Below are 15,165 nucleotides of genomic sequence, written 5' to 3'. Positions count from 1 at the left end.
GACGACAGGCAACACCGTATCCCAAAGTCATCGAGCCGACAAAAACGCCGACTCGCCCATGCTTATCCAGGCCCCGACCTTAGCCAAGCGCCTTGCGATTGAAGTCGCGCAACCTGAATCCCATCAACACTAACATGCCGAAATAAGCCACCACACCGGCGATTACCAAAGCACCCAGGCGCAGGAACCGCTCAGGCATCTGCCCTTCGCTCCAGGCGGGCATGAAATGCATCCCCGCCAGCAGTACAGCGGACATCACCAATACCGCGACCATCAGCTTGAAACCAAACTTCGCCCAGCCCGGTTGCGGCTGGTACATCTGCTGTTTGCGCAGTTGATAGAACAGCAGCCCGGCATTGAGGCAAGCCCCGGCACTGATGGCGAGCGCAAGGCCGGCATGAGCCAGCGGGCCGATCAACAGCAGGTTGAACAATTGGGTGACCACGAGGGTGAAAATCGCGATTTTTACCGGCGTGCGGATGTTTTGTTGCGCATAAAAGCCCGGCGCCAGCACTTTGATCACAATAATCCCCAGCAAACCGACTGAATAGGCGATCAGTGCGCGCTGGGTCATGGCCGCGTCATGGGCACCAAACTGACCGTACTGGAACAGCGAAACCGTCAGCGGTTCGGCCAAAATCCCCAACGCCAGGGCGCACGGCAATACCAGCAGGAAACACAGGCGCAGGCCCCAATCGAGGATTCGCGAATACTCCTGGCGATCCTGGCTGGCGTAGGTCTTGGCCAGGGTTGGCAGCAAAATCGTGCCCAATGCCACGCCCAGCACACCGGACGGCAACTCCATCAGGCGATCGGCGTAATACATCCAGGACACCGAGCCGGCAACCAGGAACGAGGCAAAGATGGTGTTGATGATCAGCGAGATCTGGCTCACCGACACCCCGAGAATCGCCGGCAGCATCTGCTTCATCACCCGCCAGACGCCGCTGTCGCGCAGACTCAGGCGCGGCAGGACCAGCATGCCAATCTTTTTCAGGTGTGGCAGCTGGTACAGCAACTGCGCCAGACCGCCCGCCAGCACCGCCCAGCCCAGCGCCATCACCGGGGGATCGAAATAAGGCGTCAGGAACAGTGCAAAGATAATCATGCTGACGTTAAGCAGGGTCGGCACAAAGGCCGGCACTGAAAAACGGTTCCAGGTGTTGAGGATGGCGCCGGCCAATGAGGACAGGGAAATCAGCAGGATGTAGGGAAAGGTCACCCGCAACAGGCTCGTGGTCAGCTCGAACTTCTCCGGCGTATCGACGAAACCCGGCGCGGTCACCCAGATCACCCAGGGGGCGGCAAGAATGCCCAGCGCCGTGACGAGCGCCAGCACCAGCGTCAGCAGGCCAGACACATAGGCAATGAAGGTTCGCGTCGCCTCATCGCCTTTCTGACTCTTGTATTCGGCAAGAATCGGCACGAATGCCTGGGAAAACGCGCCTTCGGCAAAAATCCGCCGCAATAGATTGGGCAGTTTAAAGGCGATGAAGAAGGCGTCGGTCGCCATTCCCGCGCCGAAGGCACGTGCGATAAGGGTGTCACGAACAAACCCCAAAACCCGGGAAAGCATCGTGATAGAGCTGACGGCGGCCAACGATTTGAGCAGATTCATTGAAAGAGTTTGTGCCTGTCGATAAACAGCAGGCGAACTACGCGCCTACTTATGCGATACTCCGCGCCGCAACAGCACAGAGCCAAAGCTCGCGAGTTTACAGGTCGCACGCTGGAAAGAAATATCCAGAGGTGTAGTACCTACCACTTAGCGGAACGTCTCAACCGCCCTTGACAAGACCTCAACTCATCGGCATGATTCGCGGCCTATTTTGTTTGCTATTTCCTAAAAAGTCTTTCGAGGAGCTCGACGGTGGCCAACTCACCTTCCGCCAAAAAACGTGCAAAACAGGCTGAGAAGCGTCGCAGCCACAACGCCAGCCTGCGTTCCATGGTTCGTACCTACATCAAGAATGTAGTTAAGGCCATCGACGCAAAAGACGCTGAAAAAGCTCAAGCTGCTTACGTTCTGGCTGTGCCAGTTATCGACCGTATGGCCGATAAAGGCATCATCCACAAGAACAAGGCTGCTCGCCATAAGAGCCGCCTGAATGGCCACGTAAAGGCCCTGAGCGTTGCCGCTGCTGCCTAAGCGTCTCGTTCATTAAAAAACCGACCTCAGGGTCGGTTTTTTATTGCCCGCGATTTGATGGGCGCGCAAAAAAACTGTAGGAGCGAGCTTGCTCGCGAAGGTCGTCAACGATTACGTGCGCCGCCTGAATGTACGCGGCGCACTCTGGTTTTTCGCGAGCAAGCTCGCTCCTACTGGGCCCACGGCAAGATCGGGATTGCCGTCACCGCATTCTGCGGACTGCCCTCGATCAAGCGATCGCTGTACACCAGGTACACCAGGGTATTGCGCTTCTTGTCGAGGAACCGCACCACCTGCATGGTCTTGAACACCAGGGAGGTACGCTCCTTGAACACCTCGTCGCCGTCCTTGAGCTCACCCTTGAAGCTGATGGGCCCAACCTGGCGACAGGCGATGGACGCCTCGGCGCGATCCTCGGCCAATCCAAGACCACCCTTGACCCCGCCCGTCTTGGCGCGCGACAGGTAGCAGGTCACACCCTCAACCTTGGGATCATCAAAGGCCTCGACCACGATCCGGTCATTTGGCCCGACGAACTTGAACACCGTCGACACCTGACCGATTTCCTCAGCCGACGCCAGCAAAGGCATCGCCAACAGCAACCCCAACAATCCTTTTGCCACGCGCATCAGGTATTCCTTCAGACCAGGATCAAGTTATCGCGGTGAACCAGCTCCGGCTCCGCCATGTAACCCAGCAGACCGACAATCGCCTCGGACGACTGACCGATGATTTTTTGTGCTTCCAGCGCACTGTAGTTGGCCAACCCGCGGGCAATTTCACGACCGTCAGGCGCCACGCACACCACCATTTCGCCGCGACGGAAGCTACCCTGGACCAATTTGACCCCCACCGGCAGCAAACTCTTGTTGCCCTGGGACAACGCCGTCACCGCACCCGCATCCAGCACCAGGGTGCCACGGGTTTGCAGATGCCCGGCCAACCACTGCTTGCGTGCCGCCAGCATGCCGCGCTCAGGCGAGAGCAAGGTGCCGATGCGCTCACCCGCCTTGAGGCGATCGAGCACGCGCTCCAGGCGACCGCCAACGATGATCGTATGCGCCCCGGACCGTGCCGCCAGGCGCGCCGCTCGCAGCTTGGTCTGCATGCCACCACGCCCCAGCGCACCGCCCGTACCGCCCGCCACCGCATCGAGCGCCGGATCATCGGCACGCGCCTCGTAAATCAGCTGGGCATCAGGATTGTTGCGCGGGTCTGCGTCGAACATGCCATCGCGGTCCGTCAGGATCACCAGCAGGTCAGCCTCGACCAGGTTGGCCACCAGCGCCGCCAGGGTATCGTTGTCGCCGAAACGGATTTCGTCGGTGACCACGGTGTCGTTCTCATTGATCACCGGAATAACCTTCAACTCGACCAGCGCACGCAAGGTGCTGCGGGCGTTCAGATAGCGCTTGCGATCAGACAGGTCATCGTGAGTCAGGAGAATCTGCGCGGTGTGCCGGCCATGCTCGGCAAAGCTCGACTCCCAGGCCTGCACCAAGCCCATCTGGCCGATTGCAGCAGCGGCCTGGAGCTCGTGCATCGCACTGGGTCGCGCGGTCCAGCCCAGACGGCTCATGCCGGCCGCCACCGCCCCGGAGGACACCAGCACCAGCTCGACTCCCGCCTCGTGCAAGGCCACCATCTGCTCAACCCAGACACCCATTGCCGCGCGATCCAGGCCCTTGCCATCCGCCGTCAGCAAAGCGCTGCCGATCTTCACGACCCAACGCTGCGCACCTGTCACCTTGCTCCGCATCATCTTCAACCTTAGCTTGAGGGCAGCGCGACCTGGCACTGCCCGTGACGTTATTCGTGGTTACTCGTGACCAACAGTCGATTTCCAGATACTAAAACGCCGCTCGATTGAGCGGCGCTTAAGTTTATCGCAACGAATCAGTCACGCACGTAAATGATTTCCGGACCATCCTCGTCATCCACATCTTCTTCGTCCCAATCATCGTCGCCAATGTCGTGGACCGACTTCACGCCGCTGCGACGCAGGGCACGCTGATCGTCCAGCGCCTGCAGCTGGGCACGGGCTTCGTCTTCGATGCGCTGATCGAGGTCGGCCAGCTCTTCCTTGTAGGCCGGGTCGTTGGCCAGGCGATCGGCACGATCTTCCAGGTAACGCATGATGTCGTGGCACAAGCGCTCGGTATTCTGCTTGGCGATGGCCGAGATCACGTACACCGGACCAGTCCACTCCAGGCGATCGACGATTTCCTTGACCCGCTCATCGTGCTCTTCTTCAAGGATCTGGTCGCACTTGTTGAGGATCAGCCAACGATCACGCTCAGCCAGGGACGGGCTGAACTTGGTCAGCTCGTTGACGATGACTTCGGCAGCGTCCGGAGCACTGGTGTCATCCAGCGGCGCCATGTCGACGAGGTGCAGCAGCAGACGGGTACGCGACAAGTGCTTGAGGAAACGGATCCCCAGGCCGGCGCCGTCGGAAGCACCTTCGATCAGGCCCGGAATGTCCGCGACCACGAAGCTTTTCCAGCGATCGACACTGACCACCCCCAGGTTCGGCACCAGCGTGGTGAACGGATAGTCGGCAACTTTCGGCTTGGCAGCGGATACCGAACGGATAAAGGTACTTTTACCGGCATTCGGCAAGCCCAGCAGGCCCACGTCAGCCAGCACTTTCATTTCCAGCTTGAGGTCACGCTGCTCGCCCGGCTTGCCCGGCGTGGTCTGGCGTGGCGCACGATTGGTACTGGATTTGAAACGGGTGTTGCCCAGACCGTGCCAGCCGCCATGTGCCACCAGCAGCTTCTGGCCGGCCTTGGTCAGGTCGCCGATCACTTCCTGGGTAGCGGAGTCAATCACGGTGGTGCCAACCGGTACGCGCAGCACCAGATCCTCACCCTTCTTGCCGGTGCAGTCGGTGCTGCCGCCGTTGGAGCCACGCTCGGCATCGAAGTGCCGGGTGTAACGGTAGTCGACCAGGGTGTTGAGGTTTTCGTCGGCGATCATGTAGACCGAGCCACCATCACCACCATCACCACCGTTCGGGCCACCGTTTTCGATGAATTTTTCGCGACGGAAACTCATGCAACCGTTACCGCCGTCGCCAGCCTTTACTCGGATCGATACTTCATCAACAAACTTCATAACAAAACGCCTCTCGCCATACGGACGAGCCGAAAAACACTAAGACATAAGACTCTTGCAAAAATGAGCGCAGCGACCTCAATCAACGACCGCTATAACCAGCGCCGGCAGCCCATACAAACAGTTTTGCAAGAGACTCACCCCACAAACGAAAAAGCCCCGTCGCGAGACAGGGCTTTTCCAGCGATCGCGCAATTAAGCCGCGACTACGCTCACGTAACGACGACCGAAGGCGCCTTTTACTTCGAACTTGATCACGCCTTCGACTTTAGCGAAGAGAGTGTGATCTTTACCCATGCCAACGCCGTAGCCAGCGTGGAATTGGGTGCCGCGCTGACGCACGATGATGTTGCCTGCTTTGATAGCCTGGCCGCCATACATCTTCACGCCAAGGCGTTTGGCTTCTGAGTCGCGACCGTTACGGGTACTACCACCAGCTTTTTTGTGTGCCATGAGTTCAATTCTCCTAGTGAGGAATTAGGCTGTAATTAAGCCTGAATACCGGTGATTTTGATCTCGGTGTACCACTGGCGGTGGCCCATACGCTTCATGTGGTGCTTACGGCGACGGAACTTGATGATGCGGACTTTATCGTGACGACCTTGGGAGATCACTTCAGCCACAACGGTAGCGCCAGCAACAACTGGAGCGCCGATATTCACGTCGTCACCGTTGGCAACCAACAGAACGCGATCAAAGGTAACGGATTCGCCGGTAGCGACTTCCAGTTTTTCGATCTTCAGGTATTCACCTGGGGCGACTTTGTACTGCTTGCCGCCAGTAACGATTACTGCATAAGACATGGTATTTCTCCGATAATCCTGCTCACCCAGCTCTTTATAAGAATAGGTATTGGCTGGCATGGCTGCATGGGGCTGGAGGCCCGCTTGCAATTGCGTAAGGCAGGTGCTGCCCAGGAAGTTCAGGGTGCGCGATTGTACGCAAGGCACGAGCGCCTTGCAATAGGCCGTCCATCGCGCCTTGACACCTGCAGGCGTGGGTCCTAGCATGCCGCGCAACCCTTCTGGAGCGACTGTCGCTGATGCAACCCCAAGCTTTCTACCGCGCGGTGGCGGACGATTTTAGCGCCGTCGACGGCATCATCAAGAAGCAGCTGACTTCCCGAGTGCCTCTGGTATCGAAAATCGGCGATTACATCACCTCGGCCGGCGGTAAACGCCTGCGTCCATTATTAGTGCTGCTGTGTGGCAAGGCCCTCGGCCGCGAAGGCGACGACCTGCGCCTGCTGGCCGCCACCATCGAATTCTTGCACACCGCGACCCTGCTGCATGACGACGTGGTCGACATGTCCGGCATGCGCCGTGGCCGCTCGACTGCCAATGCCATGTGGGGCAACGCGCCGAGCGTGCTGGTGGGCGACTTCCTGTACTCGCGCTCCTTCGAAATGATGGTCGAGCTGGGCTCCATGCCGGTGATGAAGATCCTTTCGCAAGCCACGCGCATCATCGCCGAAGGCGAAGTGTTGCAGCTGTCGAAGGTCCGCGACGCCAGCACCACCGAAGAAACCTACATGGAAGTCATCCGCGGCAAGACCGCGATGCTCTTCGAGGCCTCGACCCACAGCGCGGCAGCCCTGGCCGGTGCGACGCCTGAGCAGTGCGAAGCGCTGCGCACCTTCGGCGACCACCTGGGTGTGGCCTTCCAACTGGTCGACGACCTGCTGGACTACAAGGGCGATGCCGAGACCCTGGGCAAGAACGTCGGTGACGACCTGGCCGAAGGCAAGCCGACCCTGCCGCTGATCTACACCATGCGCGAAGGCACGCCGGAGCAGGCTGCACTGGTGCGCAAGGCGATCCAGAAAGGCGGCATCGAAGACCTGGAAAACATCCGCGAAGCCGTGGAGGCCTCAGGTTCGCTGGAGTACACCGCACAGCTGGCCCGCGACTATGTGGCCCGTGCGATCAAGTGCCTGGACGTGCTTCCAGCCAGCGAATATCGCGATGCACTGGTCGAATTGAGCGAATTTGCGGTCGCGCGTACGCACTGATCACAACAGCAAGATCAAAAGATCGCAGCCTGCGGCAGCAGCTCCTACACATACCCCGTAGGAGCTGCCGCAGGCTGCGATCTTTTGCATTTAGCTCCACCCCAGAATAAAACCCTATACAATGTGCGCTTTTTAGCGATCCTGAATCCAAGGAGCCTTAGTGAGCACGTTGCCACCCTGCCCGAAATGCAATTCCGAATACACTTACGAAGACGGCGCCCAGCTGATCTGCCCCGAGTGCGCCCATGAATGGTCCGCCAGCGGTGACGCCGAAGTGGTCTCCGACGACGCAGTGAAGAAGGACTCGGTCGGCAACGTCCTGCAGGACGGCGACACCATCACCGTAATCAAGGACCTCAAGGTCAAGGGCACGTCGCTGGTGGTCAAGGTCGGTACCAAGGTCAAGAACATCCGCCTGTGCGATGGCGATCACGACATCGACTGCAAGATCGACGGCATCGGCCCGATGAAGCTCAAATCCGAATTTGTCAGAAAAGTCTGATTCAGCTGTACGCCACCCCGCGCACTGTCGTGGGGTGGTGCTTCGCCCTACTCCGCCTCGCCCAGTGAATCCTCGCAATAGCCAAACGCCAGTCGTTTTGACCTTACGCAATCTTTACCCAGAAAAATCCCCAATCTCCCAATAGGCCCTTGCTATTTATTGAATAGGAATTATTCTCATTGAATCCAATCAATGGAGATGAGAACCCATGACGTATTTGATCGATGCCTGGCTGGACCGCCCACACCCCTATCTCAGGATCCTGCATCGGGAAACCGGAGAAGTCTGTGCAGTACTGGAAGAGGAAGCCTTGAGCGAACTGCAGGATCAAGGTGACCTTGACGTCAATGGCTTGAGTTCAAGCGAGCCGGTGGTGCTCAAGGAAGTGGTGAGAAACCTGTTTCTGTTCTGCTATGCCCGGGCATTGCGCCCGACTTGCAGGAGCTGGCTTGCCAGCGAAAACGGTGTATCAGGCAACGTGTTTGTCGACTGAACAACGCCTTCGCGAGCAAGCCCGCTCCCACATTAGCCCGATGTGAAATCGGGCAAGGTATTACAGAACGTCCAGCAGCTCGACGTCGAACACCAGTACGCTGTGCGGCGGAATGCTGCCAACGCCTTGAGCGCCGTAAGCCAGTTCACTCGGCACGTACAGGCGCCATTTGCTGCCGGCATTCATCAGTTGCAGGGCTTCGGTCCAGCCAGCGATCACGCCGCCAACCGGGAATTCTGCTGGCTCGCCACGCTCGTAGGAGCTGTCGAACACGGTGCCGTCGATCAGGGTGCCGTGGTAGTGGGTACGCACGGTGTCTTCACGGGATGGCTTGGCGCCTTCACCGGAGGACAGTACTTCGAATTGCAGGCCGGAAGCCAGGGTGGTGATGCCGTCACGCTTGGCGTTTTCAGCCAGGAAGGCCAGGCCTTCGCCAGCGGCCGCTTCAGCCTTGGCTGCAGCTTCGGCCTGCATGATTTCGCGAATCACCTTGAAGCTGGCGGACATTTCTTCCTGGCCAACACGGCTTGGCTGACCGGCGAACGCGTCGGTCAGGCCTGCCAGGATCGCGTCCAGGCTAACGCCCGGTGGTGGATTGTCACGCAGCTGGTCGCCCAGCTGACGGCCAATGCCGTAGCTGACGCGGGTTTCGTCGGTGGACAGATTTACTTCGGACATGACACTGCTCCGCTGTGCGGACGACCCGGGAACTGGCCGTGCGTGCACAGCGCGTCCCGGAGCGCCCGGAACCAAAAGGGCCAGCAGACTAGCACAGTTGTCGTGGCGTTGATCAGGGGCGTCAGGCGATCGGCACCTTCAGGTTTTCCTCGGTATCGGCAACCAACCCGCACATTTCGTCATGAACCACGGTATGCACCAGATTGAAGTGCAGCTTGGGAAAGGAACGAAGCACATCACGTGCATGCTCCACCGAGCGCAGGCTCATCGTATGGCCATGCGCATCGTTCAGTGGATACGCCGCACCATGCATCCGCGCCTCCAGCAGGTAGATACCTCCCTCCATCGAGATCAGGTTCAACTCATCGACCTTCCCGGCGACGGCATAGGCATTCAACTCTTGCAGGTTCATGAACGCACCTCACGCAGTGACGAGCCAACACACTTACAGGGATATGCCTCGGCGCATCAAAGCACAAGCCATAAACGACGCCGCCCGTCTGTTTTGCAACAGACGGGCGGCGTGTAACAACGGGACAGTCGTTGTTCAGTGCTTGGTCACTTTATCCAGGTAACCCATGGCGAATGCCGACACCACAAAGGTCATGTGGATGATGACGTACCACTGCAAATGCTCGGGATCGACGTTCTTGGCGTCCATGAAGATGCGCAGCAGGTGGATGGACGAGATCGCCACGATGGACGCGGCCACCTTCATTTTCAACGACGACGAGTCCATGGTGCCCAACCAGTTGAGTTTCTCCTTGCTGTCGTCGATGTCCAGTTGAGAAACGAAGTTCTCATAGCCGGAGATCATCACCATCACCAGCAGGCCGCCGACCAGCGCCATGTCAATCAGCGACAGCAGTACGAGGATCAAGTCCGATTCGGCCATCGAAAAGACGTTGGGGATGACGTGAAAGACTTCCTGGAAGAATTTCAGCGCCAGTGCCAGCAGCCCGAGAGACAGACCGAAGTAGATTGGCGCCAGCAGCCAGCGCGAGGCGTACATTGCATTTTCGATAAAGCGTTCCATTGAAACTCACATGTGGACTGGAAATGGCCGCGAGTATAACAGCCGTCCGTTACAGCCAAAACCATCGAAAAATCCGCCACCTGCGCGTGTGTGTCAAAGTTTTTCTGCTAGTGTCCAAGCCATTGACAGCAAAATGACATCGGACAGGAAGACTGGAAATGGATGGGCGATTGCCTTTAACGAGTGCCGGGATTTGCCTGGCTCTGCTGATTAGCGCCTGCTCGCCCAGCGACGAGAAGCGTCAGGTCAGCCTCGAGGAAAAGACTGCGCAGTTCGAGAAGTCCCTGGACGCCATCGAGGACCCGAAACTCAAGGATGCGGTGGCCGAACTGGGCGGTTCGCTGTTATTACTCGAGCGCGCGCAACTCAAACTCGACAGCAAACCCGTGGAAACCGAGTACGGCGAAGACGCCCTCGCCATGCTCAAGCACTACCCCACGCCACAGGCCCTGGTCGACACTTACATCAACGGCCTGTTTGTCCTGCACAAAGACTCCAGCTCCGACTACCTGACGGACCTGCAACCGGTGTTCCCCTTCAACTTCAGCATCCCGGCGGCGTTTCTGTTTCCCCATGGCCTGCAATGGCAGTCGGTCACTTTGAGCAACAAACGGGTCATCGCCTTCCAGCCGGAATGGTCGGAAACCGACCCCGGCATTCAATTGAGTCCGTCGAGCTCCAATGTGACCAACCCTGACGACCTCACCGTGACCTATCCGTTCATCGAAGGCCTGGACGTCGACATCAAGAACCAGCCACAACCGGTGAGCCTGCAAGGCAAGGTGGAAGTCATTGCACCACGCCGGCTCTACAGCTTCGACCTGACGAAAAAGGACATCGGCCAGACCCGCACCAACGACAACTTGAGCGTCACCTTGGTGAAACTTGCGGACAACTACGCCGAAATCGAGTTCAGCGACAGCGCGCCGCCCGCCCCCGAGATCGCTGATACTCCATTGAATCCGCTGATCGTCCAGGCCAGGGATGCCACCGGGCAGTTTCTGTCGCGCTCAGGCTCGATCAATGAGAACGCTGCGCAGATTGCCTTCTACCAGAAACAGCTGGCGAAGTTGCAGCAACAGAAACTCTGGAGCGAGTCGCTGGAAAAACAGCTCAACGAAGAGCAGCGGACCTTCGAGAAACAACAGAAGCGCCACTACTCCAAGGTGTATTTCAACGGGACCATCGAAACCCTTGAAGTCAGCCTGCTGGATTTCTCCAGCGTGACCGTGACCCGCAAGGACCTGGACCTGCCGGTACGCCGCTTCGACAGCCATACCACGGCGAAAACCATCCAGCCGCTGAACTTGCCGGTGGTGGTCTATGACGATAGCGCGCCGACCTGGCTCAAGGGCGCGACCTTGACCCGGGAGCAGTTGAAAAAAGGCGTCAGGATCAATCAATCGGTCGAGGATCCCAGCGCTGCGCGCGTCGAGTTCACTCACCTGCGCAGCTTCAACGATGAATTGCTCGGTACGTCTTTCAACCCAGGCGATAGCCCGGTCAGCTTCTTTACCGAAGACAGTAGCGGCAAGCGCGACGAGCCGATCGAATTGCCACCCGAGGCGTATGAAGTCGACCCCCTGGGCGGCACCATCACCTACGACCTGAACCTGTTTCCTCAAACGCCCGCCTTTGTGGTCGGTTCCATCCCGCTGTTCCTGGCCACTGTCGAAAAGCAGACCTTCGATGCCCATCAATTGCCCAAGGGGCTTGAACTCAAAGGCAATGCACTGGTGGTGGATTCGAAAGTGTTTCCCGATCAGGACTGGCGTTTTTTCGCCAAGGATGACAGCGGCAATTACCTGAAGGAAATTCTTGCGGTCAGCCATGACGCGAGCACAGAAGGACCCGCGTTATTCGCCGTGCATTACTTCTACGGTCAACCCACGCGCCTGGAAGCCTATCAACGAACTGACCTCGCCACCGTGCAATATGGATTCGAGGTCAAGCTCGACAAGGCAGACATGTCCAGCCAGGCCCAATAGCGCTGTCAGTGCTCGGGCCGGAACTCGAAGCCACCCACGCTACGACAACGACCACCGTTGATTTCCCGCAACTGGGCTTGCAGATGCAGGCACCAGATCTGCGGGTCATCGGCCAGTTCATAGCCGTGCAGGGTCAGGCTTTCAACGATGGTATCGAGGATGGACTCAGCCACAAAAGGGCCATGAAACGGGCCTTGGGCCTTGATGGCTGAGGGTTGTTCACCGGCCATTCCGGCGGCGAAGAGCAAGGTCCACATCCCCGTATCGCCCGCCAGGGGGCGGATGGCGCATTCGATACGGGTCACAAGACCTAGACATTGACGAGTCAGGCAGAGGTTGCGCGGCATGGCGGCGACCCTCGGGAAATCCGGTATTCAGCCTCCACGGGAAGGCTGTCTCGATCCAGTGATACTGTCGATATCCTTGAGCAGAGAATAGAGGAAAAGTCTGACTAGCACGTCAAGTAAGACCAGAAGGCGCCGAATGGTCACTGTGTGAATATTGGCGCCAGAGTGATGGCACTTTTGAATTTCGATAACACCAAAAAACCCGTAGGAGCGAAGCTTGCTCGCGAAGGCGGTGTGTCAGTCGACATTATCATTGCCTGACACACCGCCTTCGCGAGCAAGCTTCGCTCCTACAGAGTTGATCGGGTGTCAGGCCGGCTTGGCCTCCACCAGCGCCTCCACCGCCATTTCCTTCTCGGCTTCCTTCAGGTCATCCTCGCTGATCATCTCTGCGATCACCCGCAAGCGCTCCACCACCCGTGCGTTGACGCTACCTTCAGGGAACTCGCCATTTTCATCCGGCTCACCCGCCGGCTCACCCACCAGCAGGCTCAACGCCTCGTCGGCCTGACGCACGGCGTAGACGTGGAACTGACCGGCGCGCACGGCCGCCAGCACTTTCTCGTCAAGCATCAGCGTGGCAACGTTGGCGTGGGGAATGATTGCCCCCTGTTCGCCCGTCAGCCCGCGGGCTTCGCAGAGCCGGAAGAACCCTTCGATCTTCTCGTTGACGCCGCCCACGGCCTGCACTTCACCGAACTGGTTGATCGAGCCGGTAATCGCAAAGCATTGCTTGAGCGGGGTTTTCGACAATGCCGAGATCAGCGTGCACGCCTCGCCCAGGGAAGCACTGTCCCCATCGACGTAACCATAGGACTGCTCCAGCGCAATGCTCGCGGAGATCGCCAGCGGAAACTCCTGGGCGTAACGGCTGCCCAGGTAACCGGTGAGAATCATCACCCCTTTGGAGTGGATCGGCTGACCGAGGTTAACTTCCCGCTCGATGTCGACGATGCCACTGCCGCCGGGATACACCGTGGCGGAAATCCGCGCCGGCACGCCGAAGGCCGAGTCGCCGACTTCCAGCACAGTCAGGCCGTTGCACTTGCCGACCGCCGCACCCGCGGTATCGATCAGGATGATCCCCGCCAGCATGTCATCGAGAATCCGCGCCGACACGCGCCCGGTACGGGTGGCCTTGGCCTTGAGTGCCCGCTCGATGTGGCCGGCGTCGGTCATTTCATCCGAGGCCAGGTGACGAATGAAATCCGCCTCGCTGACCAGCTGGAACAGATCGCCGATGCGCGCCGACAAACGCCCCTGATGCTCGGCCAGGCGCGCGCTGTAGGTTGCCAGGCGCGCCACCGCATCGGCGGTCAACGGCGCCATGCCCTCCTCGGAAGTACGGGTTTTAAGCAACTGGGCGAACTGCTCCAGGCTCTCGTCGACCATCGGAATGTCTTCATCGAAATCCACCAGGACGCGAAACATTTCCTGGAAGTCCGGATCGAGGTCCTGCAGCGTGTAGTAGAGCTGACGGGCACCGATGATGACGACCTTGACCTGCAACGGAATGTGCTGCGGCGTCAGGGTGACCGTCGCGAAACGGCCCATCTCGCCCAGTGGCGATTCCATTTTCAGTTTGCGCGATTGCAGGGCGCGCTTGAGCGCATCCCACACGAACGGCTCGCTGAGCATTTTATCCGCTTCAAGGATCAGGAAACCGCCGTTGGCCCGGTGCAATGCACCCGGTCGCAGCTGCCGATACGTGGTATAGAGCGCGCCCTGGTCGGTGCTGTATTCAATACGCCCGAACAAGTTCTCGTAGGTCGGATGCGGCTCGAACACGACAGGGGCACCACCACTGGCGGAATGCCCGACCATCAGGCTCGGCGCGTATTGTTCCTCCAGCAGCTTGCGGGCGACCGCATCGGTCTTGCTGTCGTCGACCAATTGCTCGACCACGGTCTTGAGCAAATACACCTGCATCGCTTGCAGGTAACCGCACACCGCCGCGTTCTCGGCGTATTTCTCCGACAACGGCGACAGCAAAGGCTGCAGGGCCAGGGTAATGGTTTCTTCGTTCAGATGGCGCAACTGATTGCTCGACTCGCGCTTCCATTGCGGCAGGCTGGCGAGTTCCTCGTTCAGGCGCTCTTCGAGGTTGGAAATATCATCGTGGAAGCGATCGCGCTCCGCTTCCGGCAATTGGGCGAATTCCGCCTCATCCAACGCCTTGCCGTCCAGCATCGGAGTGAATGCGATATTGCTGGCATCGCGATAGAGCGCGACGTCTTTCTCCAGCGCCAGGCGCTCGATCACGTCCAGTGCCTTGTCATAGCGCTGATTGAAGGCGCGGTCGATGGCGCTTTTCTTCTGCTGGTAGGACGGATGCTCGAACACCGCCGGAAAGGTCGCCAGCAGGTTGTCGATCAAGCCGTTGATATCACCGATGAAAGCACCGGCGGTGCCCGATGGCAATTCCAGGGCACGCGGTTCGCGCGGCTCATCGAAATTATTGACGTAGACCCAGTCCGCCGGGGTCTGCAGGCGTTTGCCTTCGGCCTTCAGGTAACGTTTGACGAACGAGAAGCGACCAGTGCCGGGCTCGCCCATGACGAATACGTTGTAACCGGGGCGTGGCATGGCCACACCGAACTGCAAGGCTTCGACCGCACGTTCCTGGCCAAGCACACCGCGAAAGGGCTCCAGATCATTGGTGGTAGAGAAGCTGAACTGTTCAGCGGAAAACGGACGGGTCAGCGCTTCAGGCGCTAGACGCAAGCTGGCAGCAACAGGATCAGGCATCGGGCTTCCTTAACAATCAGGCGGGGCAGATAGCGGCATTCTGGCGCTGCCCATGCCCGACTGGCAAGGAGCGCCTCAGGCCAAAGCATAGAC

At 58.9% G+C, this 15,165-nt stretch carries 16 protein-coding genes; 5 read left to right on the top strand and 11 right to left on the bottom strand.

Going from position 1 to position 15,165, the window contains the following annotated elements; genetic code table 11:
* Nucleotides 1-79: 79 nt before the first annotated feature.
* A complete protein-coding gene (gene murJ / locus ACIO0C_RS21165; protein WP_401314992.1) occupies nucleotides 80-1,618 on the bottom strand; it encodes a murein biosynthesis integral membrane protein MurJ in 1,539 nt (512 codons plus the stop codon).
* A 252-nt stretch (nucleotides 1,619-1,870) separates the two neighbouring features.
* On the opposite strand from murJ, the gene rpsT reads away from it, so the two are divergent.
* A complete protein-coding gene (rpsT, locus tag ACIO0C_RS21160) occupies nucleotides 1,871-2,149 on the top strand; it encodes a 30S ribosomal protein S20 (protein WP_060543338.1) in 279 nt (92 codons plus the stop codon).
* A 170-nt stretch (nucleotides 2,150-2,319) separates the two neighbouring features.
* On the opposite strand, the gene ACIO0C_RS21155 is transcribed toward rpsT, so the two are convergent.
* The 5 genes from ACIO0C_RS21155 to rplU form a co-directional block, all read right to left on the bottom strand.
* Nucleotides 2,320-2,778 (bottom strand): CreA family protein, encoded by a 459-nt coding sequence (locus ACIO0C_RS21155; protein WP_401314990.1) that lies wholly within the window; start codon nucleotides 2,776-2,778, stop codon nucleotides 2,320-2,322.
* Nucleotides 2,779-2,789: 11 nt separating this feature from the next.
* A complete protein-coding gene (proB, locus tag ACIO0C_RS21150; protein ID WP_033041014.1) occupies nucleotides 2,790-3,908 on the bottom strand; it encodes a glutamate 5-kinase in 1,119 nt (372 codons plus the stop codon).
* A 137-nt stretch (nucleotides 3,909-4,045) separates the two neighbouring features.
* On the bottom strand, nucleotides 4,046-5,269 hold the full coding sequence (gene cgtA / locus ACIO0C_RS21145) for an Obg family GTPase CgtA (protein WP_020798650.1): 1,224 nt from the start codon (nucleotides 5,267-5,269) through the stop codon (nucleotides 4,046-4,048).
* Nucleotides 5,270-5,464: 195 nt separating this feature from the next.
* Nucleotides 5,465-5,722: a 50S ribosomal protein L27 gene (gene rpmA, locus ACIO0C_RS21140; RefSeq protein WP_003281574.1), complete on the bottom strand. Its 258-nt coding sequence runs from the start codon at nucleotides 5,720-5,722 to the stop codon at nucleotides 5,465-5,467.
* Nucleotides 5,723-5,757: 35 nt separating this feature from the next.
* Nucleotides 5,758-6,072 (bottom strand): 50S ribosomal protein L21, encoded by a 315-nt coding sequence (gene rplU, locus ACIO0C_RS21135; protein WP_007950961.1) that lies wholly within the window; start codon nucleotides 6,070-6,072, stop codon nucleotides 5,758-5,760.
* 239 nt (nucleotides 6,073-6,311) lie between these two features.
* On the opposite strand from rplU, the gene ACIO0C_RS21130 reads away from it, so the two are divergent.
* The 3 genes from ACIO0C_RS21130 to ACIO0C_RS21120 all read left to right on the top strand — a co-directional run bounded on the left by ACIO0C_RS21130 (nucleotide 6,312) and on the right by ACIO0C_RS21120 (nucleotide 8,275).
* The gene (locus ACIO0C_RS21130; RefSeq protein WP_401314988.1) at nucleotides 6,312-7,280 is read left to right on the top strand and encodes a polyprenyl synthetase family protein; all 969 of its coding nucleotides are present in this window, start codon (nucleotides 6,312-6,314) and stop codon (nucleotides 7,278-7,280) included.
* Nucleotides 7,281-7,440: 160 nt separating this feature from the next.
* A complete protein-coding gene (locus ACIO0C_RS21125; RefSeq protein ID WP_008058286.1) occupies nucleotides 7,441-7,782 on the top strand; it encodes a zinc ribbon domain-containing protein YjdM in 342 nt (113 codons plus the stop codon).
* Nucleotides 7,783-7,990: 208 nt separating this feature from the next.
* Entirely contained in the window at nucleotides 7,991-8,275 is a 285-nt protein-coding gene (locus ACIO0C_RS21120; RefSeq protein ID WP_401314986.1) for a hypothetical protein, read from the top strand.
* A gap of 60 nt (nucleotides 8,276-8,335) precedes the next feature.
* Here ACIO0C_RS21120 and ACIO0C_RS21115 read toward each other — a convergent pair whose 3' ends face one another.
* The 3 genes from ACIO0C_RS21115 to ACIO0C_RS21105 form a co-directional block, all read right to left on the bottom strand.
* On the bottom strand, nucleotides 8,336-8,953 hold the full coding sequence (locus ACIO0C_RS21115; RefSeq protein ID WP_008058284.1) for an FKBP-type peptidyl-prolyl cis-trans isomerase: 618 nt from the start codon (nucleotides 8,951-8,953) through the stop codon (nucleotides 8,336-8,338).
* A 121-nt stretch (nucleotides 8,954-9,074) separates the two neighbouring features.
* Complete coding sequence (locus tag ACIO0C_RS21110) at nucleotides 9,075-9,365, bottom strand: DUF6482 family protein (protein WP_401314985.1); 291 nt, start codon at nucleotides 9,363-9,365, stop codon at nucleotides 9,075-9,077.
* Between the two features lie 135 nt (nucleotides 9,366-9,500).
* Nucleotides 9,501-9,989, bottom strand: coding sequence for a TIGR00645 family protein (locus ACIO0C_RS21105; RefSeq protein ID WP_007970904.1), 489 nt, complete (start codon nucleotides 9,987-9,989; stop codon nucleotides 9,501-9,503).
* Nucleotides 9,990-10,147: 158 nt separating this feature from the next.
* Between ACIO0C_RS21105 and ACIO0C_RS21100 the strand changes: the two genes are divergently transcribed.
* A complete protein-coding gene (locus tag ACIO0C_RS21100) occupies nucleotides 10,148-11,977 on the top strand; it encodes a hypothetical protein (RefSeq protein ID WP_401314984.1) in 1,830 nt (609 codons plus the stop codon).
* 5 nt (nucleotides 11,978-11,982) lie between these two features.
* Here the strand turns inward: ACIO0C_RS21100 and ACIO0C_RS21095 are convergent, their stop codons facing one another.
* Nucleotides 11,983-12,324, bottom strand: a complete 342-nt coding sequence (locus ACIO0C_RS21095; RefSeq protein ID WP_008058253.1) for a hypothetical protein — start codon at nucleotides 12,322-12,324, stop codon at nucleotides 11,983-11,985.
* Between the two features lie 309 nt (nucleotides 12,325-12,633).
* Nucleotides 12,634-15,072: a Lon protease family protein gene (locus ACIO0C_RS21090; RefSeq protein ID WP_401314982.1), complete on the bottom strand. Its 2,439-nt coding sequence runs from the start codon at nucleotides 15,070-15,072 to the stop codon at nucleotides 12,634-12,636.
* Nucleotides 15,073-15,165 lie beyond the last annotated feature (93 nt).

Origin of the sequence: Pseudomonas sp. NPDC087336 (assembly GCF_044744285.1) — a bacterium.
GTDB lineage: Bacteria > Pseudomonadota > Gammaproteobacteria > Pseudomonadales > Pseudomonadaceae > Aquipseudomonas.
This window is presented reverse-complemented; position numbering and strand designations above follow the sequence as displayed.